The 24,006-nt window shown below is 71.4% G+C and carries 27 protein-coding genes; 20 read left to right on the plus strand and 7 right to left on the minus strand.

The genetic code is table 11. The features are described from left to right. Positions 1 to 40: 40 nt before the first annotated feature. Positions 41 to 1,573 carry an APC family permease gene (locus IEY78_RS03830; RefSeq protein WP_229699682.1) on the minus strand — a complete coding sequence of 511 codons (1,533 nt, stop codon included), beginning with the start codon at positions 1,571 to 1,573 and terminating at the stop codon, positions 41 to 43. Positions 1,574 to 1,849: 276 nt separating this feature from the next. Here IEY78_RS03830 and IEY78_RS03835 point away from each other — a divergent pair, with 276 nt between their 5' ends. From IEY78_RS03835 to IEY78_RS03850, 4 genes are all read left to right on the plus strand, one after another. After that, the gene (locus IEY78_RS03835; RefSeq protein WP_229699683.1) at positions 1,850 to 2,623 is read left to right on the plus strand and encodes a TetR/AcrR family transcriptional regulator; all 774 of its coding nucleotides are present in this window, start codon (positions 1,850 to 1,852) and stop codon (positions 2,621 to 2,623) included. A 179-nt stretch (positions 2,624 to 2,802) separates the two neighbouring features. Beyond that, entirely contained in the window at positions 2,803 to 4,188 is a 1,386-nt protein-coding gene (locus tag IEY78_RS03840; protein ID WP_229699684.1) for a PP2C family protein-serine/threonine phosphatase, read from the plus strand. A 230-nt stretch (positions 4,189 to 4,418) separates the two neighbouring features. Next, complete coding sequence (locus tag IEY78_RS03845) at positions 4,419 to 4,655, plus strand: DUF6400 family protein (RefSeq protein ID WP_189096077.1); 237 nt, start codon at positions 4,419 to 4,421, stop codon at positions 4,653 to 4,655. A gap of 2 nt (positions 4,656 to 4,657) precedes the next feature. Next, the gene (locus IEY78_RS03850) at positions 4,658 to 4,888 is read left to right on the plus strand and encodes a hypothetical protein (RefSeq protein ID WP_042158133.1); all 231 of its coding nucleotides are present in this window, start codon (positions 4,658 to 4,660) and stop codon (positions 4,886 to 4,888) included. A 15-nt stretch (positions 4,889 to 4,903) separates the two neighbouring features. Here the strand turns inward: IEY78_RS03850 and IEY78_RS03855 are convergent, their stop codons facing one another. Next, the gene (locus tag IEY78_RS03855) at positions 4,904 to 5,803 is read right to left on the minus strand and encodes a S41 family peptidase (protein ID WP_189096078.1); all 900 of its coding nucleotides are present in this window, start codon (positions 5,801 to 5,803) and stop codon (positions 4,904 to 4,906) included. 133 nt (positions 5,804 to 5,936) lie between these two features. Here IEY78_RS03855 and IEY78_RS03860 point away from each other — a divergent pair, with 133 nt between their 5' ends. Then, entirely contained in the window at positions 5,937 to 6,803 is an 867-nt protein-coding gene (locus tag IEY78_RS03860) for an SCO6745 family protein (RefSeq protein WP_189096079.1), read from the plus strand. A gap of 8 nt (positions 6,804 to 6,811) precedes the next feature. Here IEY78_RS03860 and IEY78_RS03865 read toward each other — a convergent pair whose 3' ends face one another. Then, positions 6,812 to 7,684 (minus strand): SCO4651 family lipoprotein, encoded by an 873-nt coding sequence (locus IEY78_RS03865; RefSeq protein WP_229699685.1) that lies wholly within the window; start codon positions 7,682 to 7,684, stop codon positions 6,812 to 6,814. Between the two features lie 243 nt (positions 7,685 to 7,927). On the opposite strand from IEY78_RS03865, the gene IEY78_RS03870 reads away from it, so the two are divergent. The 3 genes from IEY78_RS03870 (at position 7,928) to IEY78_RS03880 (ending at position 10,283) form a co-directional block, all read left to right on the plus strand. After that, the gene (locus tag IEY78_RS03870; protein ID WP_229699686.1) at positions 7,928 to 8,785 is read left to right on the plus strand and encodes a hypothetical protein; all 858 of its coding nucleotides are present in this window, start codon (positions 7,928 to 7,930) and stop codon (positions 8,783 to 8,785) included. Positions 8,786 to 8,960: 175 nt separating this feature from the next. Continuing rightward, positions 8,961 to 9,656: a zinc metalloprotease gene (locus IEY78_RS03875; protein ID WP_189096080.1), complete on the plus strand. Its 696-nt coding sequence runs from the start codon at positions 8,961 to 8,963 to the stop codon at positions 9,654 to 9,656. Between the two features lie 333 nt (positions 9,657 to 9,989). After that, positions 9,990 to 10,283: a hypothetical protein gene (locus tag IEY78_RS03880; RefSeq protein ID WP_189096081.1), complete on the plus strand. Its 294-nt coding sequence runs from the start codon at positions 9,990 to 9,992 to the stop codon at positions 10,281 to 10,283. 54 nt (positions 10,284 to 10,337) lie between these two features. Here the strand turns inward: IEY78_RS03880 and IEY78_RS03885 are convergent, their stop codons facing one another. Both IEY78_RS03885 and IEY78_RS03890 read right to left on the minus strand, forming a co-directional pair. Beyond that, the gene (locus IEY78_RS03885) at positions 10,338 to 11,210 is read right to left on the minus strand and encodes an undecaprenyl-diphosphate phosphatase (RefSeq protein WP_189096082.1); all 873 of its coding nucleotides are present in this window, start codon (positions 11,208 to 11,210) and stop codon (positions 10,338 to 10,340) included. A gap of 196 nt (positions 11,211 to 11,406) precedes the next feature. Further along, positions 11,407 to 12,108 carry a TVP38/TMEM64 family protein gene (locus IEY78_RS03890; protein ID WP_189096083.1) on the minus strand — a complete coding sequence of 234 codons (702 nt, stop codon included), beginning with the start codon at positions 12,106 to 12,108 and terminating at the stop codon, positions 11,407 to 11,409. Between the two features lie 192 nt (positions 12,109 to 12,300). On the opposite strand from IEY78_RS03890, the gene IEY78_RS03895 reads away from it, so the two are divergent. The 4 genes from IEY78_RS03895 (at position 12,301) to IEY78_RS03910 (ending at position 15,717) form a co-directional block, all read left to right on the plus strand. Next, a complete protein-coding gene (locus IEY78_RS03895; protein ID WP_189096084.1) occupies positions 12,301 to 12,465 on the plus strand; it encodes a hypothetical protein in 165 nt (54 codons plus the stop codon). A gap of 108 nt (positions 12,466 to 12,573) precedes the next feature. Continuing rightward, entirely contained in the window at positions 12,574 to 13,740 is a 1,167-nt protein-coding gene (locus tag IEY78_RS03900; RefSeq protein ID WP_189096085.1) for an elongation factor Tu, read from the plus strand. A gap of 137 nt (positions 13,741 to 13,877) precedes the next feature. Then, on the plus strand, positions 13,878 to 14,720 hold the full coding sequence (locus IEY78_RS03905; protein ID WP_189096086.1) for a patatin-like phospholipase family protein: 843 nt from the start codon (positions 13,878 to 13,880) through the stop codon (positions 14,718 to 14,720). A gap of 142 nt (positions 14,721 to 14,862) precedes the next feature. Next, positions 14,863 to 15,717: a spermidine synthase gene (locus IEY78_RS03910; RefSeq protein ID WP_189096087.1), complete on the plus strand. Its 855-nt coding sequence runs from the start codon at positions 14,863 to 14,865 to the stop codon at positions 15,715 to 15,717. A 24-nt stretch (positions 15,718 to 15,741) separates the two neighbouring features. Here the strand turns inward: IEY78_RS03910 and IEY78_RS03915 are convergent, their stop codons facing one another. After that, on the minus strand, positions 15,742 to 17,025 hold the full coding sequence (locus IEY78_RS03915; protein WP_229699687.1) for an MFS transporter: 1,284 nt from the start codon (positions 17,023 to 17,025) through the stop codon (positions 15,742 to 15,744). A gap of 235 nt (positions 17,026 to 17,260) precedes the next feature. Here IEY78_RS03915 and IEY78_RS03920 point away from each other — a divergent pair, with 235 nt between their 5' ends. Continuing rightward, positions 17,261 to 17,716, plus strand: coding sequence for a DUF4442 domain-containing protein (locus tag IEY78_RS03920; protein WP_189096089.1), 456 nt, complete (start codon positions 17,261 to 17,263; stop codon positions 17,714 to 17,716). A 264-nt stretch (positions 17,717 to 17,980) separates the two neighbouring features. Continuing rightward, positions 17,981 to 18,631: a DedA family protein gene (locus tag IEY78_RS03925; RefSeq protein WP_189096090.1), complete on the plus strand. Its 651-nt coding sequence runs from the start codon at positions 17,981 to 17,983 to the stop codon at positions 18,629 to 18,631. A gap of 76 nt (positions 18,632 to 18,707) precedes the next feature. Here IEY78_RS03925 and IEY78_RS03930 read toward each other — a convergent pair whose 3' ends face one another. After that, positions 18,708 to 18,917: a hypothetical protein gene (locus IEY78_RS03930; protein WP_189096091.1), complete on the minus strand. Its 210-nt coding sequence runs from the start codon at positions 18,915 to 18,917 to the stop codon at positions 18,708 to 18,710. Between the two features lie 595 nt (positions 18,918 to 19,512). On the opposite strand from IEY78_RS03930, the gene IEY78_RS03935 reads away from it, so the two are divergent. From IEY78_RS03935 to IEY78_RS03960, 6 genes are all read left to right on the plus strand, one after another. Beyond that, a complete protein-coding gene (locus IEY78_RS03935) occupies positions 19,513 to 20,508 on the plus strand; it encodes an alpha/beta hydrolase (RefSeq protein ID WP_189096092.1) in 996 nt (331 codons plus the stop codon). A gap of 129 nt (positions 20,509 to 20,637) precedes the next feature. Beyond that, positions 20,638 to 20,994, plus strand: a complete 357-nt coding sequence (locus IEY78_RS03940; protein ID WP_189096093.1) for a DUF4333 domain-containing protein — start codon at positions 20,638 to 20,640, stop codon at positions 20,992 to 20,994. 428 nt (positions 20,995 to 21,422) lie between these two features. Beyond that, positions 21,423 to 22,649: an ATP-binding protein gene (locus IEY78_RS03945; RefSeq protein ID WP_189096094.1), complete on the plus strand. Its 1,227-nt coding sequence runs from the start codon at positions 21,423 to 21,425 to the stop codon at positions 22,647 to 22,649. Beyond that, positions 22,646 to 23,059 carry a roadblock/LC7 domain-containing protein gene (locus IEY78_RS03950; protein ID WP_189096095.1) on the plus strand — a complete coding sequence of 138 codons (414 nt, stop codon included), beginning with the start codon at positions 22,646 to 22,648 and terminating at the stop codon, positions 23,057 to 23,059. Before IEY78_RS03945 ends, IEY78_RS03950 begins: the two co-directional genes overlap by 4 nt. Continuing rightward, a complete protein-coding gene (locus IEY78_RS03955) occupies positions 23,056 to 23,436 on the plus strand; it encodes a DUF742 domain-containing protein (RefSeq protein ID WP_189096096.1) in 381 nt (126 codons plus the stop codon). Before IEY78_RS03950 ends, IEY78_RS03955 begins: the two co-directional genes overlap by 4 nt. Next, positions 23,411 to 24,001, plus strand: coding sequence for a GTP-binding protein (locus tag IEY78_RS03960; RefSeq protein WP_189096097.1), 591 nt, complete (start codon positions 23,411 to 23,413; stop codon positions 23,999 to 24,001). Before IEY78_RS03955 ends, IEY78_RS03960 begins: the two co-directional genes overlap by 26 nt. The last annotated feature ends 5 nt before the right edge of the window (positions 24,002 to 24,006 follow it).

Raw genomic sequence — 24,006 nt, forward strand, 5'->3', positions numbered from 1 at the left:
CGTCGGGTGGGTGGTGCGGTCGGGAGTGAGGGGACGGCGGTCAGCTCTCCACGGGGCGGGGCAGTGGCTCGCCGGCGTCCCCGTCCATCGGCAGGGTGAGCGCGTCGGCGTCGGTGCCCCGGCCGGTGCGGAAGTAGGGGGAGCGGCGGACCCACTTGGCCCAGGCGGCGGTGGCCAGGCCGAGCAGGAGGAACAGCGCGGGGAGCAGCAGCATGAACCAGCCGTTGTCCGGGCTCGCCTCGAAGTGGTCGCTCATGGTCGCGTAGTCCCAGACGAGGTAGCCGCCGAGCCCGAACAGCGCCAGGGCGCTCGCCGCCGGGACGACCACGTCCCGCACCGCGCGCACCGCGCCGTCCCGCAGGCTGCCGCGGAAGCGCACCGCGCAGGCGAGTGCGGTCAGGCCGTAGTAGAGGGCCACGGTCAGGCCGATGGAGTTGACCGCGGTCAGGATCATGTCGTTGAGCTTGGGGATGCCGACCGCGAGCACGGCCAGCAGCGCGGCCATGGCCATGATCACGAGGGTGCCCACGGCCGGCGAGCCGTAGCGCGGATGCAGGCGCTGCCAGACCGGGCCCAGCGTCCGATCGCGGGCCATCGCCAGCGCGCCCCGGGCGGTGGGGATCACGCTCGACTGGAGCGAGGCGAAGGCGGAGCACATCAGGGCGGCCAGCGGAAGCGAGGCCCAGGGTTCCGGCGCCAGGCTGCTGCCGAGGAAGGTGAGCGCCTGCGGCCCGTTGTGGATGAGTTCGCCGGTGCTCATCACCCGCTGGAACGCGATCGCGCCGATCAGGAACAGCCCCAGCATCGCCACCAGCGCGATCAGCCCGCCGCGGGCCGCGTCGGAGGCGTTGCGGGTCTCCTCGTTGACGCTGAACGCGGCGTCCCAGCCCCAGTAGATGAACACCGCGATCACCATCCCCTGGGCGAGCGCCTGCGGGGAGCCGATCTCGAAGGGGTTGAGCCAGGACAGCGAGAACGGCTGGTCACCGATGTACAGCGCGTAGCCGCAGAAGACCACCAGCACCGCGTACTCGAAGATCAGCAGCCACATCTGGAGGCGGGTCGCGGACCGCACGCCGGTGATGGCGGTGACCGTCACGAGGACCAGTGCGATCAGGCCGACGGCGGTGCTGATGCCCGTCGAGGACGGATCCAGCCGGAGGCCCAACAGGCTGTGCAGACCCAGCTTGTTGAGGAACTGGAGCACCACGGAGCCGGTGACCGCCCCCGTGTACGCCATGAAGATCACGCTGCCGATCAGCACCACCCACCCGGTCAGAAACCCCGACCAGGGGCCGATGGACCGGCCCACCCAGGTGTAGCCGCTGCCGCAGTTCGGCTCAGTGCGGTTGAGCCGGGCGTACGACAGGGCGATGCCGAACACGGGCAGGAACGCGAGCAGCAGCAGGGCGGGCGTCTGGCGCCCGGCGTACGCCGCCAGCGAGCCCATGCCGATGCCGAGGCTGGTGGTGGCGGCGGTGCTCGACGCGGCGATGGCCACACCGTCCTTCACCCCCAGCGAGCGGTGCATTCTCGGCGGCCGGCCGGGTTCCTGCGGCACGGGGGAAGGCATGGCACTCACTCCTTGAACGGCTGCCCGGGCCGGACTCTCGCCGGGCCGGGGGAGGTGCGGAAGGGGTGGCAGGGCGGCACGGGCCCGGCCCGGGATCGGGGCCGGCCGCGTCGTGCGAATGGGGTGCGGAGCGGGGTACGGCACCGCGGCGGTCCGTGTGTGTCGCCGATGAAACCGCCCGCCCCAGCTTGTGTCAACGGTGTTGACGTAACCTGGTGATTAACTTGCCCGCACAGGGCCCGAGGGGCCGGGAACGGAGCGGTACGGAGGTCCGGCGTGACGGAGAGTGAGCGCGTTCCGGCCGAGCGCAAGCGGCGCCGGCCGACCAGCTCAGGGGTGGTGCTGTCGGCCGATCTCATCGTGGACGCGGCCCGTGACCTGATCGACTCCCAGGGCGCGCAGGCCTTCACCGTCCGCAAACTCGGTGCGGCGCTCGGCGCCGACCCCTCCGCCGTCTACCGCTATTTCCGCAACACCGAGGACCTGCTCCTGGCGCTCGCCGACCGGCTCATCGGCGAGTCCATGGCCGGCTTCGGACCCAGCGGCGACTGGGGCGCCGATCTGCGCGAACTGGGCCTGCGCGCCTACCGTTCCGCGCTGCGCCATCCACAGATCGCCGCGTTCAGCACGATCCGGGTCACGGGCCGCCCCCATGAGCAGCGCGTGGTCGACACCGGCGTCGGCCTGCTGCTCGGAGCCGGCTTCGACGAGGCCACGGCCGTCCGCCACTACCACGCGCTCGTGGACACCGCCCTCGGCCACGCGGCCCTGGACGCCGGTGTGCTGCGGCTTGCTCCCGCCCAGCGCGCGGCGGACGAGCAGGCCTGGCAGGACCGGTACGGCAGCCTGCCCGCCGACGAGTACCCCAACCTGCACCGCGTACGGGAGCAGCTGCCGCTCATGGCGGCTTCGGCCGTCGAGCGCGCCCTCGATCTGCTGGTCGCGGCGATGCGACGGGAGGCGGTGGATCGGGGGGCGGCCGAGAGTGGAGCGACCGAGCGGGAGGCGGCGGATCGGGTTGCGGGGGAAGGCGCGGAGCGGGCGGGGTGAGGTGCCGGCCGGGGTGAGGCGCCTCCGCAGTGCGGCGTCTCCGGGATGAGGCACCTCCGGAATGAGGCGGCTCCGGAGTGAGGTGCCTCTGGAACGGCGCGCCTCCGGAATGGGTGGCTCCGGAGGCGACCCGGCGGGATGATCCGGGCATTTCGCCCTTCTGGGTGCCACGATGAGGCATGCCCTTGCGACGGCTGCCTTGGCTCTCGGAACGACGGGAACTCAGTCACGTCCTGGTGCTGATCCCGATCGGGCTCATCGTGGCGGTCTGCACGATCGATGTCCTCTCGCCGCCCGACATCCACCTCGGGCCCCTGCTGGTCGCCGCCCCCACCCTCACCGCGGCCTTCGCCGGGCCCGCGCTGACGGCGGCGATCGGGGCGCTGGCGGTGATCGCGCAGGTGAACATCGGACTCGCGCGCCGGGCGCTGTTCACGGAGAACCTCGAGGTCCAGATCGCCGCGCTGATCGTCGTCTCCGCGCTGGTCGTGCTCTACACCGTCGTACGCGACCGCGGCGAGCGGCGGCTCACCAAGAGCCGCTCGGTGGCCGCCGTCGCCCAGCACGTGCTGCTCAGGCCGCTGCCCGCGCGCAGCGGCTTCCTGGAGATCGCGTCCTTCTACCTGCCGGCCGAGGAGGAGGCGGCGATGGGCGGCGACCTCTTCGCGGCGGCCCGCACCACCACCAGCACCCGGCTGATCATCGGCGACGTACGGGGCAAGGGCCTGCCCGCCTACAGCAATGCGGCCCTGCTCCTCGGGGCCTTCCGGGCCGCCGCCCACCGCCAGGCCACCCTGCCCAAGCTGGCCATCCACCTGGACGGCGCGGTGCGCTGGGACAGCAGCCAGTGGGTCAACGCTTCCAAGGTCGCGAGGGGAGCCGGGGAAGGGGGCGGGCCAGGGGGTGCGACGGGAGTTCCGACGGAAGCCTCGTCGGGGGCCTCGGTGGATGTGGGTGACGGCTATCGGGCGGACGGGTGGTCTGTCCCGGCCGCCGGTGCGGATCCCGGCCCCGGGGCCGGGTCCGGTACCGGGCGCGAGCCTGCCACCGGCCCGAAGCCGGACCCGGGCCCCGACACCGCCGCCAACCACGACGCGGAGACCGGCGTCGACACCGACAGTGACACGGACACCGACGAGACCTTCGCGACCGTCTCGCTCCTGGACATCCCCGACCACTGGCCCGTGCTGCGCACCATCACCTGCGGCCATCCGCCCGCGCTGCTGCTGCGCGACGGGTGGGCCCTCACCCTGCGCCCGGAGCGGACCGCGCTGCCGATCGGGCTCGGGCGGCTGGCGGGTGAGCCCGACTACGAGGTCGAGACGTTCCCCTTCGAGCCTGGGGATCTGCTGCTGCTCTACACGGACGGGGTGACCGAGGCCCGCGACGGCAAGGGCGTGTTCTACCCGCTGGCCGAGCGCGCGGGCGCCTGGAGCGGCCACAGCCCGGAGCAGGTCCTGCGGCTGCTGCGAGCGGATCTGCTGGCGCACACCGACGGCCGACTGGGCGACGACGCCGCCGCGGTCGCGGTGCGACGCCTGCCCGCGGAACCGCCCGCACCGTGATGGATTCCGTCACACCCCGCATTGAGGGGCATCTCCGGCGTAAAGCAGGCAATGCCCCGCACGGGATCAGCGATTTGCCCGCTTCTATGCGCTTTCGTGGGTGCACGCTGTGCGACCGGCCGTTCCGTATTCCGGACCTCTCCGGGGCCCTCCCCGCCTGACGCTTCCTCAGTGCCGCCCGGCTTGATAGACACGTCCGAATCATCCGCACGTGGCATGGGACGCGCACCATGATCGACCGCAACACCTCGGACCACCACATAGTCGAGTTCGACCTCACTGCAGACGAGGCCCGGCGGCGCACCGAAGTCGTCGCGGCGCTGGGCGACACCTGGGACCCCCTCGCGGTGCTGGAGGGGGAGGCCGACGCCTACCGCCTCCTCTACTCGAACCTGGACGCGGAGCAGCAGGCCACGTACGACATGCTGGTCTCCGCCGGGGTGTTGCCCGCCTCCGGACAGGCCTGAGCATGCTGCCGCTCGACCCCACCGCCGACATTGGCCGCCGGGCCTGGGTGCCGTGCCCTGGCTGCCAGGACCACCGGGACTGCGGCACCTGCCTCGACGGCCGCACCTGCGCGGACCACTGGCGCTACCTCCTGTCGAACAAGGGCAGCGTTCTGCACTTGCAGTGCCCCAACTGCACCCATCTGTGGGCCTGGCAGTCCGGATTCGGCGCGGGCGGCCGCACCGACGCCTGACGCCCACCGCCGCGCCTAGGCCGGCCTTTCCAGCGCCTCCTTGTACGCCACCTCGAATGCCGTGTCTGCCGGTACGTCGCGGTCCGGCCGCACTCCGACGCCCTCCCAGTTGCTGCCCGTGACGGCGTTGATCGTCCGGGCCGTGGGCACGGCGACCGTGATGTGTTCCGTCACCGCGTGCCGCTTCGTCGGGTGCGCCCCGCCGCGGGTGGTCTCCCCGATCACCTCCGCGCGCTCGTACGCCTGCAGGGTGTACGCCACGTCCTCCCCGCCGGAGAAGGTCGTCGTGCTGGTGAGGACGTACACCGGACGGTAGAGATAGCGCGGCGCCGGCAGATGCGACAGGGTCCAGTACTGCCGGGTGGAGTCGGTGGCGCGCTCGTAGAAGTCGTTGAGGTGCACCTGATCGTCGGGGAAGAAGTAGCTGCACCACATCGCGGCGCCCGCGGGGGAGCCGCCCCGGCACTCCCGCAGATCGAGCAGCAGCGCCCGGGTGTGCGCGACCAGCTCCATGGCCGCGCCGATCGCCCGCGCGCCTTCGCCGGCGTCGGCCATCCACCGGATGTCCAGGTAGCCGATGTTGCCGTCGAGCTGCTCGCAGCGGCGGATGCCCTGGTTCTCGGTCCGCATCAGCGCGAGGAAGGCCGCCCGCCCCCCGTCCCCCTCCTCGGACTCGGCGGGCTCGGCGGCCCTGGGCTCGTCCTCCCACAGCAGCCGGAGGTGCTTGTCCGGGCAGACCTCCTGGAGGTGTGTGGTCACCGCCGCGCAGAACGCGGCACCGCTCAGTGCGTCATACGCTCCCGATGCCAACCGGGCCCTGATCGCCTGGTCGATCTCCACGGCGCGCTGGGGGAAGACATAGCCGGTCACTATGCGATCCAGTGCGCGGTCGATGATCTCTGCGTGGCTGGGCATTGCTGCTGATCCTCTCTGCGATGCGGGTGGGTTCTCCCTGCCGGCCGCGGCTCGCGGGGCGGGCTCGCCGGAGGGGGCCGTACGGGGGGTGCACGCGGTGCGCCGGTTGTCCGCCGGCGGTAGCGTGCCGGGCATGGAGCTGCACGCACGATCGCTTTGGCTGCTGACCGAGCCGGTGCACGCGGTCTGCTACTTCGACGACCACTGCCGTGACCTGGGCAAGGACCTCGGTCTCAAGGGCTTCTGGATGGGGTACTTCGCGGCCCGCACTGCTCCCCTGGGAGCGGTGGAACCCTCCGCGGCCACCGCCGTTCTCGGGGTGTTCGCGCCGGGGATGGTCGCCCGGGCGCTGCCCGAGGCCTGGAGCATCGTCAGCCCGGCGCATGTCCTCGACGAACGCGGCAGCCGTGCGGCCCGGGCGCTGCGCGCGATCGACCCCGAACTGGAGCGCCGCGCCACCGAGCTGCTGCCCCCGCTCCAGACGATCGTCGAGGACGCACCGGCCACCGCCCGCCCGCTGTTCGCCGCCAACCGCGCGCTGTGCGACCACGCCGACCCCGTCGAGCGGCTGTGGCAACTGGTCACCACCATCAGGGAGTTCAGAGGCGACGCGCACCACGCCGTCCTCGCCGACGAGGGGCTCGACGGCTGCGAGGCCGTGGTCCTGGCCGCCGCGTCCGGTCGCGTCCCCGGCGAGGCCATGCGGCAGGACCGCGGCTGGAGCGAGGAGGACTGGGCAGCGGCGGTGGACCGGCTGCGGGCCCGTGACTTCGTGGACGCCTACGGCGAGGCGACCGGGCACGGCAGGCGGGAACGTGAGCGCATCGAGGCAGCAACCGACCGGCTGGCCGGCCGGCTGCTGCACCCGCTGCCCGAGACACGGGCCGAGGAGATGCTGCACGCGCTGGAGCCCGTGGTCCGCCGCATCCTCGCGGCGGAGGTGCTCCCCTTCCCCAACCCGATCGGTCTGCCGCACCTCGACGCGCCCGTGCCGCACTGAGGCGCCCGTCAGGACGTACGCGGCGGTATGCCGCTCTCCTTCAGCTTCTGCGCCAGATCCACCGTGTCCGAGGCCGGCGGCGCCTGGACCGTGACCGGCTTGTTGACGCCGAAGAACCGTATGGTCAGGTCCAGCGGGCCCTGGGCGGCCTGCGCACGCTCCCGGAACTTCACGGTCCGGTCATCGGGTCCGATCCACATGTCGAGCCGCAGCTTGCGCACCCCGAGCTGCCCGTACTGCTCGATCGCCTTCTTGCGGCGCGCGGCGTCCATCGCGCTCTTGGGCGCCTGCCGCCCGAGCAGCTCCGCCACGTCCACCGTGCCGGCGTAGTGCGTCGTCCGCACGCCGTCGACGGTCTCCGTGCCGACCTTCTTGATGTCCTTCGACTGCGGAAGCAACGACGCCTGGGCCGCCGGGTCCTGGTCGGCCTGCTGCTGCATACCCCCGAGTGCGTCGGTCCCCTTGGTCTTCATGGCGAACCTGATCCAGTGCTTGCCGTCCATCCCGGCCGCCGTCACCGAGCTCCCACCCAGATACATCGAGCCCCCGACGAGCCGCACCGAGAACTCCTGCGCCTTACCGCCCACGGACGCCTTCATCCGCATGTCGGCGACGCGCGGACGGAGGCTGAACGACACCTTGCCCTCGACGCTTCCCTGCCCCGGGACCTTGCCGGAGAGGCGATACGAAGCGGAGTTGAGCCGGGCGCCCTTGTTGACGGCCTTCTGGACCGCGGCGACCGGCGCGGCGTGGAAGCCCTCCGGCCCCGAGCCGTCCGCAGCGGTCCCCTTGGACGCCGTGCATGCCGCCGTGCCGCACAGCACCGCGCCGGTCAGCAACGCCCCCGCGACGCGGAACGAAGTACGGGAAATACGAGTCATGGCCCCCCCATGAACACACGGACATATGGAAATGTGACTGATCGAGACAGTAACGCACGGCACTGACAATCCGCCGTGTGGCGGGACTTGACCGCGTGGCCTGGGGGTATGGCCCCCGGCGGGGCCGAGGACGGGCGGGAGCCATGGGGCCGGAGTGATTTTCATCTGGTGGTTCGATGGGTGCTTTGGGGTGTTTTATTTAGCCAGATCGGGACACCAGCGCGCGCGAGGCGTTGAATAAGTATGGATCCGAGAGAGTTGTGGGACCGCAACGCCGTTCTGGCAGAAGCGTTTTGTCTGGGCGACGAGCGGGTGCGTGAGGCGCAGGCCAGGCTCGACGAGGCGCAGGCCGACCGGTCACGGGTGCTGGCGGCGTTCGCGGTCACGGTGGGCAGCACCGGCGCGGTGGCGGGTCTGTTCGGTTTGAACGAGCGGGAAGTGCGGATCGCCCGGCGCACGGTCGGCAAGGACGATGCCCGTGCCGTCGCCGAGGAACTGCTGGCGGCCTCCACTCCCGTCGCGGCCCCGCAGCCCGAGGAAACTCCGCTGGCTCCCGAGCCCGCCGCCGAATATCCCCACCACCAGAACTCCTCGGCCGGAACCCGTCCCACCGCCCCGGTCCGCGAGAACGTCGGCGCCCCGGGGGCGGCGGAACAGAGCTGGTCACCGGCCATGGACGCGGTACTGATCGGCAGTTGGCAGACCGGAGTGGATCTGCGTGAACTCGCCGCCGAATTCGGGCTCGATCTCACCCGCCTGGTGACCCGGGCCCAACAGCTCTCCGCCCAGGGGCGGTTCTACCCGGGCCCGGTCGAGACCCACGCCGGACGCCATCGGCGCGGACCCGGCGATGTCCATGAATCCGAGTACTCCATTCCCGCCCAGCAGACGGCCGCCTGGAACGCCGCTCCCTCGGGCCACCACATGGCATCCGCCTGGCACACGGGAGCGATGCCGACCGCGGAGTCCGTCCCGGACAACATGGCCGCCCTCGCCTCCGAATGGGACAGCGCCCTCGCCCCGTGGGGCACCCTCACACCCCCGCACGAGGAGCCCGTCTCCTCCCATCAGCCCTGGGCCCAGTACCACCTCAGCTCCTGACCGCCGGCTGGGGGCGCGATACGTACGCACACGGCCGCAGAGTCCCGCCCCAGGCCCCCAACTCCCCTCGCCGCAGCAGAAATACGGGACGGTCGATGTAACCATTTGTGTGGCTCATGAGTCTGATGCGTGAAAGAGCATCACTTCCCCGGACAAATGGAGAGGGAAGACCCTCATGCGCAAGACTCTCGCGGTGGCCGCCGCGATATCGGTGTGCACGCTCACCACGGCGCCCGCGGAGGCGGCGACGCTCACCACCAAGGGCACCGGGTGGAACCTGACCTCCCGGCTCGGTGTCACCAGCCTCAGCCCGTCCCGCTCGTACACGGTCACGTTCGCCACGGCCGCCATGAAGGCCCGCTACACCCCCTATCTGACGGCCGCCGTCGACCAGGCCAAGGCCGTCGGCGTGAAGCTGGCCCTCGGCGGCGTCGAGACCGTCAATCCCGCGAAGTGCGGGCCCGTCGGCCACGTCCAGATCACCGAGATGTACCGGCCCCTGCGAAAGCCCGGCTATTCCCAGGGGATGCCCTGCCCCCACCCGCCGAAGGGGGTCGGGATCGGGGGAATCGCGGCGATCGACAGCGAGTATTTCGACGGCTCGTACCGGATCGACACCTACGTCGTGCGGAACACCGTCGTCCACGAGATGCTGCACGCGCTCGGTCTCGATCACCCGAACGTCGACCTGGACAAGGACGGTGTCGTGGAGAACTTCGAGTGCGTCGCCACGTCCTACGGCAACAAGCCGATCATGTGCGACCCCAACGGCGGCTACCGGACCACCGTCGACATGGGCAAGCTGACGGGCTTCGACCTCAACGGCCTGAAGGCCCTGCTGGCCAACGCCCGTGTGCAGGGCGTCAGATAGTCACGGGGAGGGGGCCGGGGCGGAGTCCGGTACAGGGGAGCCGAGTTCACGGGCTCGCGTGCGGAAATGCGGCGACCGGGTGGCCGGTCGCGTGCGAGCATGCGCCCATGCCGTCGCGACTGCCCTTCGGGGACGCATTACAGGCCGAGTTGGGGCCGCCCCGACACGCCCGTCGACTGGACAGCAGCCCGCGCTCGCGTGTGTGGCGAGTGGAGCTGGCCTATCTCCGCGTCGGGTTTCCCACCTGCTGGTGTGCCACGGCCGCCTCGGAAGCGCTGCTGCACCGGGCCGAGGGCGCCTACCCGCACGGCATGGCGTGCCGAGACCGGCGCCGTGCTCCCCGCCGATCTCACCGATGTCTGCGCGGGCTGGCTGATCCGGGGCGACGCGCTGGTGCCCCGCGCGCGGCGCGGCGACACCGACCACCTGGCCCGCGTCCCCCGGCGGGACTGGACCTGGGGCACCGCAAGCGCTCGGCAGCGGCTGCTGCACCGCCTCGCCGTCGTCAGCCGGATGAGCGCCGGCCACGCGGAGTTGAAGCGTTTCGGCACGCTCTGCACTGCCCTGCACGACCGGATGGCCACCCGATGGCCCGCGCTCCCGCCGCTTCCGTCCCGACGCCCGTAACCAGGCATCGGCGCTCAACGGACCGTCCTGCCCACCTCCCCGGGTACGGGCTCCTCACCCCGCCGTTTCCCCCGCATGGGGTGTCAGCACGCCGGCCGCGACCAGGGCGAACAGGGCTATGCCCAGCAGGATGCGGTAGATCACGAACGGCATGAAGCTCTTGTGGGAGATGAAGCGCATGAACCATGCGATGACGGCGTAGCCGACGACGAAGGCGATGAGCGTGGCGAAGACGGTGGGGCCCCAGGCGACATGGCCCTCGCCGGCGTCCTTGAGTTCGAAGACGCCGGAGGCCAGTACGGCGGGAATGGCGAGCAGGAAGGAGTAGCGGGCCGCGGATTCACGGGTGTAGCCCATCAGCAGGCCGCCGCTGATCGTCGCGCCGGAGCGGGAGACGCCGGGGATCAGGGCCATTGCCTGGCAGGCGCCGTACAGCAGGCCGTCCTTGACGTTGAGGTCGGTGAGGCTCTTGCGCTGCTTGGCGGCGCGGTGCCGGCCGCCGGTCTCGTCGCGGGCGGCCAGCCGGTCGGCGATGCCCAGGACGACGCCCATCACGATGAGGGTGGTGGCGATCAGCCGCAGGTCCCGGAACGGGCCCTCGATCGCGTCCTTGAGCGTGATGCCCAGCACGCCGATCGGGATCGAGCCGACGATGACCAGCCAGCCCATCTGGGCGTCGTGATCGTGTCGCAGCTCGCGCCGGAAGAGGGACCGGGCCCAGGTCGAGATGATCCGCCCGATGTCCTTGCGGAAGTAGATGATGACGGCCGCTTCGGTGCCGATCTGGGTGATGGCGGTGAACGCCGCCCCGGGGTCCTGCCAGCCGGCGAACGCCGCGGTCAGCCGGAGATGGGCACTGGACGAGATCGGAAGAAACTCGGTCAACCCTTGGACGAGTCCGAGCACGAATGATTCAAACCAAGTCATGGAAAATACGCTATCCAAGGGTGATCAGGCGCTGACCTGCGCGAGATGTGAAAAAGCGGACACGGGTGGCGGATGTGGATCATCGCCGGTCGGGGCAGCGTAACGTCCGAAGATGTCCGGATGGCCAAGGGGTCCTGGACCCGTCACACCTGGCGCGTGGCGGCTCCCGCGGCAGGTGCCGCCGGCCTCGCTGCGGTCAGCTGCCGCGCAGCGCCTTGCGCTTGCACCAGGCCACCACCAGTGCCCCCAACGCGCTGACGACGACGAAGCCCGTGGCGAGGAGGAACGCCGGTGAGGTGGGTGTCGAGGCTTGCGCGCCGGCGAGGGCGTAGGCCGCGGTGTTCGGGATGCTGCCCAGGGCCGTCGCGAGGAGGAAGGGCAGCCAGCCCATCCGGGAGACCGCGGCGCAGTGGTTCGTGGCCCAGAACGGCAGGCCGGGGAAGAGCCGGATCGCCAGCATCGAACGGAAGCCGTGCTCGCTCAACTGCCGGTCGGCGGCCGTCAGCCAGCGGGCGCGCAACAACGGACGCAGGGCGTCCTGCCCGAGCAGCCGGCCCAGCCCGAAGGACAGTCCGGCGCTCAGGACCGTGCCGGCGAGCGCGGCGGCCAGTCCGGCCGGACAGCCGAAGAGGGCGCCCGCCGCGAGGTTGAGCACCGGGCGCGGGACGAAAGCCGTGGCGCACGCGCCGTACGTCAGGGCGAAGACCACCGGGGCGGTCGGGCCGGACAGCTGCGCGGGCCAGCCGCCGGTCAGCAGTTCCTGCGGCCGCCACAGCAGCACGACGGTCGCCGCGGCCGCCAGCAGGGCGAGCAGCACGCCCAGCCGGGTCCACGGGGAGAGCAGCACACGCGTGGCGCGCGCGGCGGGGCCGGCGGGCGCTGCGGCGGGTGGGAGCATCCCGGGAGCGTAACCGACCGGGGTGAGAGGGAGGGGAAGGAGCGGCTTTCCCGTCCCGCGGTCGGCGCGTTTCGGGGCGGACGGAAACGCGCGCAATGTTGTCCTGTTGTGTTCGCATGAGTCCGCGCTCGGCCGGGGAAGCGGCGGGTAAATCGCTCGACGGCGCGGCGGACACCGGGAACCATGAGGCGCATGCCCCGGCGCGTCTTCCTCCCGCCCCCGTCCGCAGTCGTGGACGGGCCGAAGGCTGCCGTCGCGCCGCCCGTCGCCGAGGTCGCCGCGGCGGATGTCGCCACCGGCACCGGCACCGTCCCTGCCCTCGCGGCTGTTGTGCGGGCCGTCGGCGGGTGTGGCTGACCCTCTCCGGATCGTCCGGCGGACCCCGCAGGGGGAGGGTCGGCCGTCCCCAGGGGTCCCACGGCGCCAAGTCGCCGTCCTCACCGCATTGTTGCGAGGCAGAACAACGTGCCCGATACGGCATATGTGCGCGCCAAGCCCCATCTGAACATCGGCACCCTGGGTCATTCCGAACACGGCAAGACCACGTTGACCGCGGCCCTCACCAAGGTGCTGAGCGACCGGGGGAGCGGCCCCCTCGTGCCGTTCGGCCGGATCGACCGGAGGCCCGAGGAGACGCCCCGCGGTCGCACCGTCACCGGCTCGTACGTCGAGTACGAGACCGACACCCGGCACGTCGCCCATGCCGACCTGCCCGGTCACGCCGACTTCGGCACCAACATGATCACCGGCCTGGCGCAGCTCGACGGGGCGATCCTGGCCGTCTCCGCGCTCGACGGGATCATGCCGCGGACCGCCGAACATGTGCTGCTCGCCCGGGGGATGGGCGTCCGGTACCTCGTCGTGGCCCTGACCAAGGCCGACGCCGGCGACCCCGAGTTCACCGGTTCCGTGGACCGGGAGGTGCGCCAGTTGTTGAGCGCGCACGGCTACGACGGGGCGCATGTGCCCGTCGTACGGGTCTCGGGGCTGCGTGCCCTGGCGGGTGACCCGCGCTGGACGGCGACGATCGACGCGCTGCTGGACGCCGTGGACGTGGGTGTCCCGGTGCCCGAGCGGCATCCGGCCGCCCCGTTCCTGCTGCCGGTGCAGCACGTCTTCACCGGGCGCGGCACGGTCGTCACCGGAACCGTCGAGCGCGGCACGGTGCGGATCGGCGACCGGCTGGCGGTGACCGGTGCGGGGGCCGAGGCGACCGTCGCCGGGCTGGAGACGTTCGGCAAGCGCATGGCGTCGGCCGAGGCCGGGGACCACGTCGGACTGCTGCTGCGCGGACTCCACCGCGACCGGGTGCGCCGCGGGCAGGCCATCGCGGCGCCCGGCAGCCTCACCCCGCGCCGCCGTTTCACCGCCGTCCTTCAGGTGCTCGCCACCGAGGAGGGCGGCCGCCGGACGCCGCTGTCCACCGGCTACCGGCCGCAGTTCCACCTGCGCACCGCGGCCGTCACCGGCCGCCTCGACCTCGGCGGGCGGAACCTCGCCCACCCCGGCGAGACGGTGACGGTGCAGGTCGCACTGGACCGCCCGGTGCTGCTGGAGACGGGCCTGGGCTTCGTCGTCCGGGAGGGCGGCCGGACCGTCGGAGTGGGCACGGTGCGCACCGTCGGGGAGTGAGGCGGCGCAGGTCAGTGGCGGTGTCCGGCCCGGTCGCCGAGGCGGGGCGCGGCCGCCGGTGTCCCGGGAGCACGCGGGGTGCGACACTGCTCGCCCGGAGGAACGGCCGCGCACACACGGATGATCGAGGTGACCTGATGGCGGGTACGGCGCTGGTCCTGGGCGGCGGAGGGCTCACCGGCATCGGCTGGGAGATCGGTGTGCTGGCCGGTCTGGCCGAGGCGGGCGTCGGTCTGGCCGACGCCGATGTCGTCATCGGCACCTCCGCGGGATCGATCGTCGGCGCGCATCTCACCTCCCGGCAGCTCCCCCTGGACGAGATCTACGAGCGCCAGCTCGCCGTGCCCGAGTCCCGCGCGACGGAGCGGATGGGCCCGGCCGCGCTCGCCCGGTTCGCGACCATCGCACTGCGCTCGCGGGACACCGTGTCCTTCGGCGTGCGGATGGGGAAGCTGGCCCTGGCGGCCCGCACCGTTCCCGAAGAGACCCAGCGCACGGTCATCGCCCGGACCCTGGAGCTGGCCGACTGGCCGGCCCGCCGGCTGGTGATCACGGCGGTGAACGCGGCCACGGGGGAGCGGACCGCCTTCGACGACACCAGCGGGGTGCGGCTGCTCGACGCGGTCGGCGCGAGCTGCGCGGTCCCCGGTGTCTATCCGCCGGTCACCATCGACGGCACCCGCTGGATCGACGGCGGGGTGCACTCCAGCGCCAACGCGGATCTGGCCGCCGGCTGCGACCGGGTGGTGATCGTCGCGCCGATGGCCGCCTCCGGCGGGCCGATCGCCGGCCCCCGGGCACAGGGCACCCAACTGGCGCGCCAGGGTGCGCAGGTGTGCGTGATCACCCCGGACCGCGCGGCCCGGTCGGCGTTCGGCCGCAATGTGCTGGACCCCGCCCAGCGTGCGGACGCGGCCCGCGCCGGACGCCGGCAGGCCGCGTCCCACCTGGCGGAGATCCGGCAGGTCTGGCCGAACTGACCGGACTGGCCGGACTGGCCGGACTGGCCGGACTGAACCGCCCGCCCCGGGGCCGGCGGCCGGGCGGCGCGGCCCGCACCGGGCCAAGGGCCGTGATCCGCACCGGCGCCGGCGACCCGGCCCGGACCGGCACAATGGGACGGTGGACCCAGCACCTGAGCCGATACCCGTCACCCGGACCGTGGACTGCGGCACCGCCAAGCTGCTGCCCGATGTCGACCGGCCCCGGGCCTGGCTGCTCACGGTCGACGGGGCGCCCCAGTCGTACGTGGACCTCGACGCGCCGCTGCACCTGGAATTCGAGTATGTGCGCCGGCTGGCCTTCGTCCTGGACGAGATGGCCGCTCCGGGGGAGCCGCTGGACGCGCTGCACCTCGGTGGCGGGGCGCTGACCCTGCCCCGCTATCTGGCGGCCACCCGGCCGCACTCCCGGCAGGACGTCATCGAGGCCGATCGCGCCCTGCTCGCCCTGGTGGCGGAGCATCTGCCGCTGCCCGCCGACCGCGGTGTCACGCTGCACGCCCAGGACGCCCGCACGGCGCTGGAGGCGGCGCCGGAGCACAGCGCCGATGTGATCGTGGCGGATGTCTTCGGCGGCTCGCGGGTGCCGGCGCAGCTCACCTCGGTCGAGTACGCACGGGCCGCCGCCCGGGTGCTGCGGGAGGACGGCTGCTATGCCGCGAACCTCGCGGACAGCGCGCCGTTCGGCTTCCTGCGCGGCCAACTCGCCAACTTCGCCACGGTCTTCGAGCACCTGGCGCTGATCGCGGAGCCCTCGGTGCTGCGCGGCCGCCGCTTCGGCAACGCCGTGCTGCTCGCCTCGCGCGCGCCGCTCCCGCTCGCGGCGCTGGCCCGGCGGGCGGCCGGCGACGCGTTCCCGGCCCGGGTGGAGCACGGTGCGCGCCTGCGGCGGCTGATCGCGGACGCGGCACCCGTACGCGACGCCGAGGCGGTGGCCTCGCCGGTGCCCCCGGACGGTGCGTTCAGCGTCGGCTGAGCACGGACCCGTCGCGGCCGCGGCTCACGGCGTCCCCGACGCCTGCGGCTCCGGAGCACCGGCCGCCGGGGAGTCCGCCGATCCGGCCGTCGGCTCCGGCTCCGTGCGCCGGGTCAGCCGCCGTACACCGGGAACGCACAGCACCGCCGCCGTCAGCAGCACGATCAGCGCCGAACAGCCCCACAGCGCGGCCCTGGTGCCGATGAGGTCCTGCACGGGGCCGGCCAGCGCGGTGGCCGCCGGGACCACGGCCAGCGAGCCCAGCCAGTCGTAGGACGAGACCCGGGAGAACTTGTCCTCGGGGATCTCCTGGTGCAGTGCCACCATCCACGTCACCGCGAAGACCTCGATCGCGACGCCGGTACCGAACATGATCACGGCGAGCCCGGCCGTGGGGAGCGGCACGGCGAGCGCGGCGGACGGGAGGGCGAGCGGGAACACGCACAGCGCACCGGTCAGCAGGAGGCGGCGCGGCCGCAGGCGGGTCATCAGCAGGGCGCCGCCCGCGGTCCCCGCGCCGAAGGCGGCCAGCGCCAGCCCCCATGGGCCGGGGCCGCCCAGATACCGTGCGGCGATCACCGGCCCGTAGACCGCCTCGGCGGCCGCGACCATGGCGTTGACGAGGGAGAACTGCAGGATCACCGCCCACAGCCAGGACCGCGAGACGACCTCCCGCCAGCCCTCCCGCAGGTCGTGCAGCATCCCGCCGCCGGCCGCCCGCCGGGGAACTCCGCTGACGTCGAGGAACGCACGCAGCGCCGCCGCGAGTGCGAACGCCGCGGAGTCGATGGCCAGCACCCAGCCCGGGCCGACGGCGGCGACCAGGGCCCCGCCGAGCGCGGCCCCGCCGATGTTCGCGCCGTTCATGCCCATCCGGTACACCGCGAAGGCGCGGCCGGAGTGCTCACCGGAGACCCCGGCGAGCACCATGCCCTCGGAGGCCGGCGCGAAGAACGCCTGCCCGGTACCGCCGAGGGCGGCCAGCAGCGCCATCTGCCACAGCCGCGGCTCCCCGGTCAGCACGAGCAGCGCGAACAGGCCCTGGGAGACGCAGTTGAGGGTGTTCGCGGCGACCATCACACGGTGCCGGGGGAGCCGGTCGGCGACCGCGCCGCCGATCAGCAGGAAGAGGAGCAGCGGGACGGTGCGGGCGGCCGCGACCAGGCCGACCTCGGTGGCGGTGCCACCGGCGGCGAGCACCGCGAAGGCGGTCGCGATCAGCGCACCGGAGCTGCCGAGGCTGGTGATCACCGTGGCGCCGGTGAGCAGCAGATAGTTGCGTCCGGCCCAGGCGGGACGGGCTCTCACCACGGCAGCGAGCCCGGGCCGGTGGCGGAGGGACGGCGGCACGGGGAACCCGGCGCACCGTGCACCTCGTGCGCCGGGTGGCTCACCCGAGCGTCTGCGCTGTGTTGTTGACCTGGCCGCACGGGCGTCCACGATAGGCGGCGCGGGCAGCGGCGCGCACCGGGATCGGCGCGGGGCGGAACACCCGGACCCCGCCGCCCTTCCCAGCTAAGCTACCGCTAGGTAACATGACCTCATGTCCTCCGAGACCCTGCCGTCGATCGGCGAAATGATGGCGGCCTCCGTGCCGATGGTCCGCACCCTGAACCTCGAGTTCACCGAGACCACCGCCGAGCGCGCCGTGGTCCGCATGCCCGACCAGTCCGACTTCCACAATCACGTCGGCGGCCCGCACGCCGGCGCGATGTTCACCCTCGCCGAGTCCGCGAGCGGGGCGATCGTGATGACCGCCTTCGGCGACCAGCTCGGCCGCGCGGTGCCGCTGGCGGTGCGCGCCGAGATCGGCTACAAGAAGCTCGCCATGGGGGCGGTCGCCGCCACCGCGGAGCTGGGCCGGCCGGTGGCCGAGGTGGTCGCCGAGCTCGACGCCGGCGAGCGCCCGGAATTCCCGGTGAACGTCTCCCTCACCCGCGAGGACGGCGCGGTGACCGGCGAGATGACCATCGTGTGGACCCTGCGCCCCAACAAGTGAGCCGCTTCACCGGGTGAATCGCTTCACAGCCGAGTTCTCCCACCGGCCCGCTGCGCCACCGCGCGGCGGGCCGTCGCCGTCCCGGGAGGGCCCCGTCGGCCGCGGCGGCGGAGGTCGCCCACCGCGGGACGAATCGGCTCATGGGCGACCCGATCGAGTACGCTTCCCGGGCGCGCCCAGGCGTGCCAAGGGGATCGAGCGGCCGCGGTGCCAGGGGCATCGGGCCCGGCCCACGGGGGCCCTACTTCAGCGGAGGAACCGGTTTTGCACATCCAGGAGTGGCTCGAGACGGTACCGGCCGTGAGCGTCTACCTCCTGGTGGGGGTGGTCATCGGACTGGAGAGCCTCGGCATTCCGCTGCCCGGTGAGATCGTCCTCGTCAGCGCGGCGATCCTCGCCGCGACCCAGGACCACATCAACCCGTACGTGCTCGGCGCCTGCGCGTCGATCGGCGCGATCCTCGGGGACTCCGTCGGCTATCTGATCGGACGCAAGGGCGGCCAGCCGCTGCTGCACTGGGCCGGTCGGAGGTTCCCCAGGCACTTCGGTCCCGACCATGTCGCCATGGCCGAGGCGCAGTTCGACAAGTGGGGGATGTGGGCGGTCTTCTTCGGCCGCTTCATCGCGCTGCTGCGCATCTTCGCCGGCCCGCTCGCCGGCGTGCTGCGGATGCCGTACTGGAAGTTCCTGATCGCCAACGTCCTCGGCGGCATCATCTGGGCGGGCGGGACGACCGCGCTCATCTACAGCGTGGGCATCGTCGCCGAGCCCTGGCTCAAGCGCTTCTCGTCGTGGGGCTTGGGTGCCGCGGTGCTGTTCGGCATCGGCTCGTTCCTCCTGATGAAGCACCGCGCGAAGAAGGCGGCCGCCGCCCGCGCGGCGAAGGAAGCCAAGGTCGCCGCGACGGTCGACTGACCGGTGCGCCGGGCCGGAGCGACTCCGCTGCCCGCCCGGCCGCCCGACCGATCCTCCACGGCGCCGCCTCGGCGGCTCAGGGCATCAGCCACACGTCCGGCCCGCCGTCGCGCCATTCGAAGACGCCGGTGTCGTCCCAGACGAACCGCGCGGTACCGAAACCGGCCCGGCGCAGTATGGCGGCCACATCGCCGGGGCGCAGTGCCCGCCCCAGATCCTGTCCGTAGAGCGTCACACGGCGACCGCCCGTACAGGGCGGATGCACGATCACGGGGGCACGCTTCATGCCCTCAGCATGCGACCGGCCCGGCGCACCCGCATCCCGGACGTGACCGGTGTGTCACAGGGAGTGACCCCATTCGTGGCGCCGTACGTCGGCGCAGATCAGGGCCGCACCGGCCGCCGTGAGGCGAAGGACCGGGACCGGACGCCGGAGCCGCGGGTGCCTTCCCGGCCGGGTGCCATCGAGCAGTACGGACGGCCGCTCGTGCTCCGCTGCCCGCGCGCCACCGCCCGTGTTCCACGGCCCGTCCCGCCATTCCGGGCAGCGGGTGGCCCGGCGAGCGGCCCAGGCGGTCATCGGTCATCCCCCCGCGGCACAACCCCGCACCCTCGCGGAACGGGAATCCGCCGGGTCAGAACCGACCGTCCGGTGAACGAGCAAACAAGCCGCAGGTCTATCGAACGGGGGAAATCCCGGTCGGCCCAATTGACGTGCCGGAGCGCCCTTTTGTGGCCGGAAAACCGCGGAGCGCCAGCTCACGCGGCCGGGGGCGGTGCCGGGCGGGCTCCGGGCGATCTCTGGGTGGTGTCTTCGGACCGGCGCCGTGATGGCAGCGTGGTGTCCGCGGCCGGACCGAGCATCCAAGGAGAGCGTCCCGATGAAGTGCCTGCGTGTCCGAGCTGCGGTGAGCGTGCTGGCTCTGGTGCTGCTGGCCGGCTGCGGTACCGGCCGTGATGCCGTCGACGCCTCCGGTGTGCCGCGGTTGCGGGCCCGTCCCGCGGACGCCAACAACGGCCGGCCGCGGATGGTGCCGCCGCGCGGACCGCGCTCCTCCTTCACCCCGTTCCGGACGACCGGCGACGACGGCACCCAGGTCGTACGGACGACCTGGCACGGCCGTAAGTCCGGCTTCACCGGCGACATCTGGACCTGGCTGCCGCCCGAGTACCACCGCCCCCGGTACGCCCGGAGCGCCTTCCCGGTGCTGATCGCGCTGCCCGGCGCCTACGGCTATCCGTTCAACTACTGGGCGGGGGAGCCCTTTTCGCTGGAGGAGCGGCTCGCGGAGTGGTCCCGGCAGGGCAAGACGCTGCCGTTCATCCTGGTGATGCCGGTGCTCAACCCCGGCAAGAGGTATTACGACGGCAGCGACATCCCGGGGCAGCCGAAGATGGGCAGCTGGCTCACCGAGGACGTGCCGGACTTCGCGCGGGCCAATTTCCGCACTTACGACAGCCGGGACGGCTGGGCCTTCATGGGGTCCTCGTCCGGTGGCTTCGCCGCCCTGAAGGCCGTCCTCAAGGAGCCGCAGCAGTTCAAGGCGGCGATCGTCAACGGCCCTGACACGGCGCCGGATTCACCGCTGTGGCAGGGGCACCCGGCGGAGATGCGGGCCAACGACCCGCGTCACCTCGCACGGGAGCTGGACCGGCGCAAGGGCCCGGAGGTCTATCTGGCGTTCGAGCTCGGCAGCCGGGAGGTCGCGGTGCCCGATGTGAAGCGCTTCATCGCCGACTACACCGGCGGACCGATCCACTCCACGCTCTTCGACATACCGAACGGTGTGCACAGCGGCCACACCTACATCCAGCGGATGCCCGAGTCGCTGCACTGGATCAGCGAACAGATGCAGGGACCGGTGCCGTCCCCCTGACGCAGCGTCGCCTGGGTGGCGGCACCACGGCGGGCTCGTGTTGCCGACGCCGGGCATCCGGCAAGAATTGTCCGTGATCCGGCCGCGCCGCGGCCCGGGGAACGGCGGATACCCGCGGGAAGGAGAGTCGTGCGCACACTGCGAGCTGTCGGTCTGACGCTGGTCGGTACGGCTCTGCTGGCGGGAAGCCTCACGGCCGGCAGCCAATGGCTGCGGGACCGGAACGCCACCAGCGCGGTGCACCGGACGACCGACACCGTCCCGCGCCGCGAGGTCGCGCGGTCGATCTCGGACCATCTGTCGTTGCCGGTGATCCCCAGGGGACCGCGATCGGTCGACTGCACGCACGACCTGCGCGCCGTCAAGGGCGCCCGGACCCGGTGCACGGCCCACTACCTGCGGGGCACCGACCGCGACATGACCGTGCGCGTCGTCCGGGTCCGCGATGGCGAGATCACGTACGTGCACGACGCCCCGCATCGCTGAGTCGGCCGACCCGTCCACCGCCCCGCGCGAGGACCGCGTCGCCGCACGTCAACGGATCGTCAGGATCCGGACGAGAGGGCTGCCGCCGATCCCGGCGCAAGAGTCCAATGGCCCCAAAGGGGGCCTTTGTTGAATCCCCTTCAGATGAGGAACTGTTCAGATCGCGGTTGGACGATGGCCGTTGTCGTGATGCTAAGATCATCGCACTTGCCAACGGGCTAGTCACCTGCTAAGGCAAGAAAGTAATTCCGCGCATTGGCCTTTGAAAACTGCCACCCCGGGAGCACTATGCCATTAGCCGGCCCTTTGATGGCTTTCTGGCAGGCGACTGCGCGCGGCCGTTCACGTATGTCCGGAACCGCGAATGAGCAGATACGTCGCAGCCAGGCGAACGACACCTGGTGGCTCCGTCGTCCGAAGAGAGTCTTATGACGCAATACTTCCAGGATCCAGCGCTCTGGGGATTGATCGCTGGCACACCTGTAGCCGCAACCGCGATTATTCGCGGTCGAAAGAAAATATCGGAGCTTCGAGCAGAGAAGGCTGATCTCAAGCAGCACTACGCCAATCTGGAAGACCGCTACACCGAGGCGGTGGAGGAGGCCAAAGACCGCGCGGAAGAGGCCACCAAGACCACTCTGAAGTCCGCCATGCGCACCCTCCAGGGGCTGGCGAGCGAGCAGCAGCTGGCGATTTCCAAGCTGCAGGAAACCTATGGCGAGCACAAGATCCTTCAGGATCTGCTCGACATCGACCACATGAACTCGCAGTTCGCGCGGCGGGCCCAGTCCATCGCCGTCCTCTGCGACGGCTGGCTCGGCCGGCGGCGGCACAATGCCTCGCTCTACGATGTGGTCCGCAGTGCGAAGGGGCGAATCCGTCACTTCACGCGCGTCGAAATCCGGTCGCAGAGCAACTTCGCCATCGTGAGCCGTGCGGTGGAACCGGTCGCGCTGGTTCTTGCCGAACTGCTGGACAACGCCACCAGTTACTCGGCGCCGGAAACGATGATCGAGATCAATATCCGTCCGGTACCCAAGGGCGTATGCATCGTCGTCGATGACGCCGGTGTCGGTATGAACGAGGAGGAGAAGGCGCGCGCCGCCCGGCTGTTGTCGAGCGAGAATTCCGCCAGCGTCTCCAGCCTCGGAAATCCGCCGCAGTTCGGTTTCACGGTCATGGGTGTGCTCGCCGCCCGCTACGGATTCAGCGTATCGGTGGATTCCACCTCTCCCTACGGTGGCGTGCGCGCGGTCGTCCTGCTCCCCGACGATCTACTGACGTCCCTGCACGAGCCCGAGGAGAGCCCTGCCGTGGCCGCGTCCGCTCCGTTGCCGCCCGAGAACCCTCCTGGTCACCCGGCTTCCGGCGGTGCCGTTCCGGCCCAGCGGCGCCCCTCCTACCAGGCTCCGGGACCGGTGCCGACCGCGCAGCCGCCGGCTCCCTCGGCGCCGGTCGGTGAGACGACCGCCGGCGGGCTGCCCAAGCGCCGCCGCCGTGGTGCGATTTCCATCGTGCCGACCCAGAACGAGACCACGGAAACCCCGGCCCGCGACAGTGCACGGGCCGCGTCCGTCATGGGCGCATTCCAGCGCGGCACGCAGTCCGGCCGGCGTTCCACTAATGCAAGCGATGAAGGGCATGAGGTTCAGTGAACTACGATCTGTCATGGATGCTTGACAGTGCTCTGGAACTGCCCGAAGCGCAGCATGCCATTCTCGTTTCCGCCGACGGTCTGCTCATGGCCCGCTCGAAGGACGTCGGCCGGGACCACGCCGATACCGTCGCCGCGGCAATGAGCGGAATGCAGTCGCTGAGCCGTACGGTGGCCGACTTCTGCCATGGCGGTGCGTCCGCCAACCGCCCGCAGTGGCGGCAGACGCTGGTGGAATTCGACCATGGCTGGGTCTTTCTCATCTCGGCCGGTGAAGGCGCGTATCTCGCCGTTTCGGCATCGCCCGATGTCGACATGGCGGAGATCACCTTCCGTATGCAGCAGCTGGTCGGGCAGCTCGGTAAGGCATTGACCAGCCCGCCTCGTGAGAGGGCAGATATTCAGTCATGACACATGACGACGAGCCGGAGCTGGAACACGAAGCAGCGGATTTAGTGCGGCCGTACGTCATCACCAACGGTCGCGATCTTCTTGACGGCGATGAGTTCTCGCTGATCACCCTGGTCACCGTGCATGCGGAGCCCCCTCGGACGAAACCGCTCGATCCGGAGAAGCTCCGCCTGCTGGAGCTGTGTTCGGGAGGCTTTCTCTCGATCGCCGAGATCGCCGGGCACACCCGGCTCCCGGTGGGCGTCGTCAAGATTCTGGTGTCCGACCTCGCGCGGGAGGGGTATCTCTACTCCCGCGCGCCCATACCTAGCGCTCAGCTTGTCGACCGGAAAATCCTTGAGGAGGTGCTGAATGGACTCCAGGCCCGCTTTGGATGACGGCGTGTACCTGCGTGATTCAGTGCAGACCGCGGCGAAGATCCTCGTGGTAGGTCATTTCGCCGTGGGGAAGACGACATTCATCGGCACCATGTCCGAGATTCCTCCGCTGCGGACCGAAGAGGTAATGACCCAGGCGGGCGCGGGAATTGACGATCCGAAGGGCGCGCCGGACAAGACCACGACCACGGTCGCCATGGATTTCGGCCGACTCACCCTCAGTGAGCAGCTGGTCCTCTATCTGTTCGGAACGCCCGGGCAGCAGCGGTTCGTTCAGGTGTGGGAAGACATGACGCGGGGGGCGCTCGGTGCGCTGGTCCTGGTCGACCCGCAGCGTCTTGACGAGTCGTTCCCTGTCATGGACCTGGTGGAACACTACGGAATCCCGTACGCCATCGCCGTGAACCGGTTCGACGGGACCCCCTCCCATTCGCTCGACGAGATCCGGGAGGCGCTGGACCTTCTCCCGGAGACGCCCGTCGTCCACTGTGACGCACGGGACCAGCGTTCCTCGGCAGATTCCCTGATCGCACTCGTCCGATATCTACAGTCCCGCGTCAACTAGGAGCT

Origin of the sequence: Streptomyces kronopolitis (assembly GCF_014646275.1) — a bacterium.
GTDB classification, from domain to species: Bacteria; Actinomycetota; Actinomycetes; order Streptomycetales; family Streptomycetaceae; genus Streptomyces; species Streptomyces kronopolitis.

What these genes read in the sequence shown, in the direction of transcription:
- IEY78_RS03830 (WP_229699682.1), bottom strand. Translation starts at nt 1,573, where the DNA reads ATGCCTTCCCCCGTGCCGCAGGAACCCGGCCGGCCGCCGAGAATGCAC.
- IEY78_RS03840 (WP_229699684.1), top strand. Translation starts at nt 2,803, where the DNA reads ATGCCCTTGCGACGGCTGCCTTGGCTCTCGGAACGACGGGAACTCAGT.
- IEY78_RS03845 (WP_189096077.1), top strand. Translation starts at nt 4,419, where the DNA reads ATGATCGACCGCAACACCTCGGACCACCACATAGTCGAGTTCGACCTC.
- IEY78_RS03850 (WP_042158133.1), top strand. Translation starts at nt 4,658, where the DNA reads ATGCTGCCGCTCGACCCCACCGCCGACATTGGCCGCCGGGCCTGGGTG.
- IEY78_RS03855 (WP_189096078.1), bottom strand. Translation starts at nt 5,803, where the DNA reads ATGCCCAGCCACGCAGAGATCATCGACCGCGCACTGGATCGCATAGTG.
- IEY78_RS03860 (WP_189096079.1), top strand. Translation starts at nt 5,937, where the DNA reads ATGGAGCTGCACGCACGATCGCTTTGGCTGCTGACCGAGCCGGTGCAC.
- IEY78_RS03865 (WP_229699685.1), bottom strand. Translation starts at nt 7,684, where the DNA reads ATGACTCGTATTTCCCGTACTTCGTTCCGCGTCGCGGGGGCGTTGCTG.
- IEY78_RS03870 (WP_229699686.1), top strand. Translation starts at nt 7,928, where the DNA reads ATGGATCCGAGAGAGTTGTGGGACCGCAACGCCGTTCTGGCAGAAGCG.
- IEY78_RS03875 (WP_189096080.1), top strand. Translation starts at nt 8,961, where the DNA reads ATGCGCAAGACTCTCGCGGTGGCCGCCGCGATATCGGTGTGCACGCTC.
- IEY78_RS03885 (WP_189096082.1), bottom strand. Translation starts at nt 11,210, where the DNA reads ATGACTTGGTTTGAATCATTCGTGCTCGGACTCGTCCAAGGGTTGACC.
- IEY78_RS03890 (WP_189096083.1), bottom strand. Translation starts at nt 12,108, where the DNA reads ATGCTCCCACCCGCCGCAGCGCCCGCCGGCCCCGCCGCGCGCGCCACG.
- IEY78_RS03895 (WP_189096084.1), top strand. Translation starts at nt 12,301, where the DNA reads ATGCCCCGGCGCGTCTTCCTCCCGCCCCCGTCCGCAGTCGTGGACGGG.
- IEY78_RS03905 (WP_189096086.1), top strand. Translation starts at nt 13,878, where the DNA reads ATGGCGGGTACGGCGCTGGTCCTGGGCGGCGGAGGGCTCACCGGCATC.
- IEY78_RS03920 (WP_189096089.1), top strand. Translation starts at nt 17,261, where the DNA reads ATGTCCTCCGAGACCCTGCCGTCGATCGGCGAAATGATGGCGGCCTCC.
- IEY78_RS03930 (WP_189096091.1), bottom strand. Translation starts at nt 18,917, where the DNA reads ATGAAGCGTGCCCCCGTGATCGTGCATCCGCCCTGTACGGGCGGTCGC.
- IEY78_RS03935 (WP_189096092.1), top strand. Translation starts at nt 19,513, where the DNA reads ATGAAGTGCCTGCGTGTCCGAGCTGCGGTGAGCGTGCTGGCTCTGGTG.
- IEY78_RS03945 (WP_189096094.1), top strand. Translation starts at nt 21,423, where the DNA reads ATGACGCAATACTTCCAGGATCCAGCGCTCTGGGGATTGATCGCTGGC.
- IEY78_RS03955 (WP_189096096.1), top strand. Translation starts at nt 23,056, where the DNA reads ATGACACATGACGACGAGCCGGAGCTGGAACACGAAGCAGCGGATTTA.
- IEY78_RS03960 (WP_189096097.1), top strand. Translation starts at nt 23,411, where the DNA reads ATGGACTCCAGGCCCGCTTTGGATGACGGCGTGTACCTGCGTGATTCA.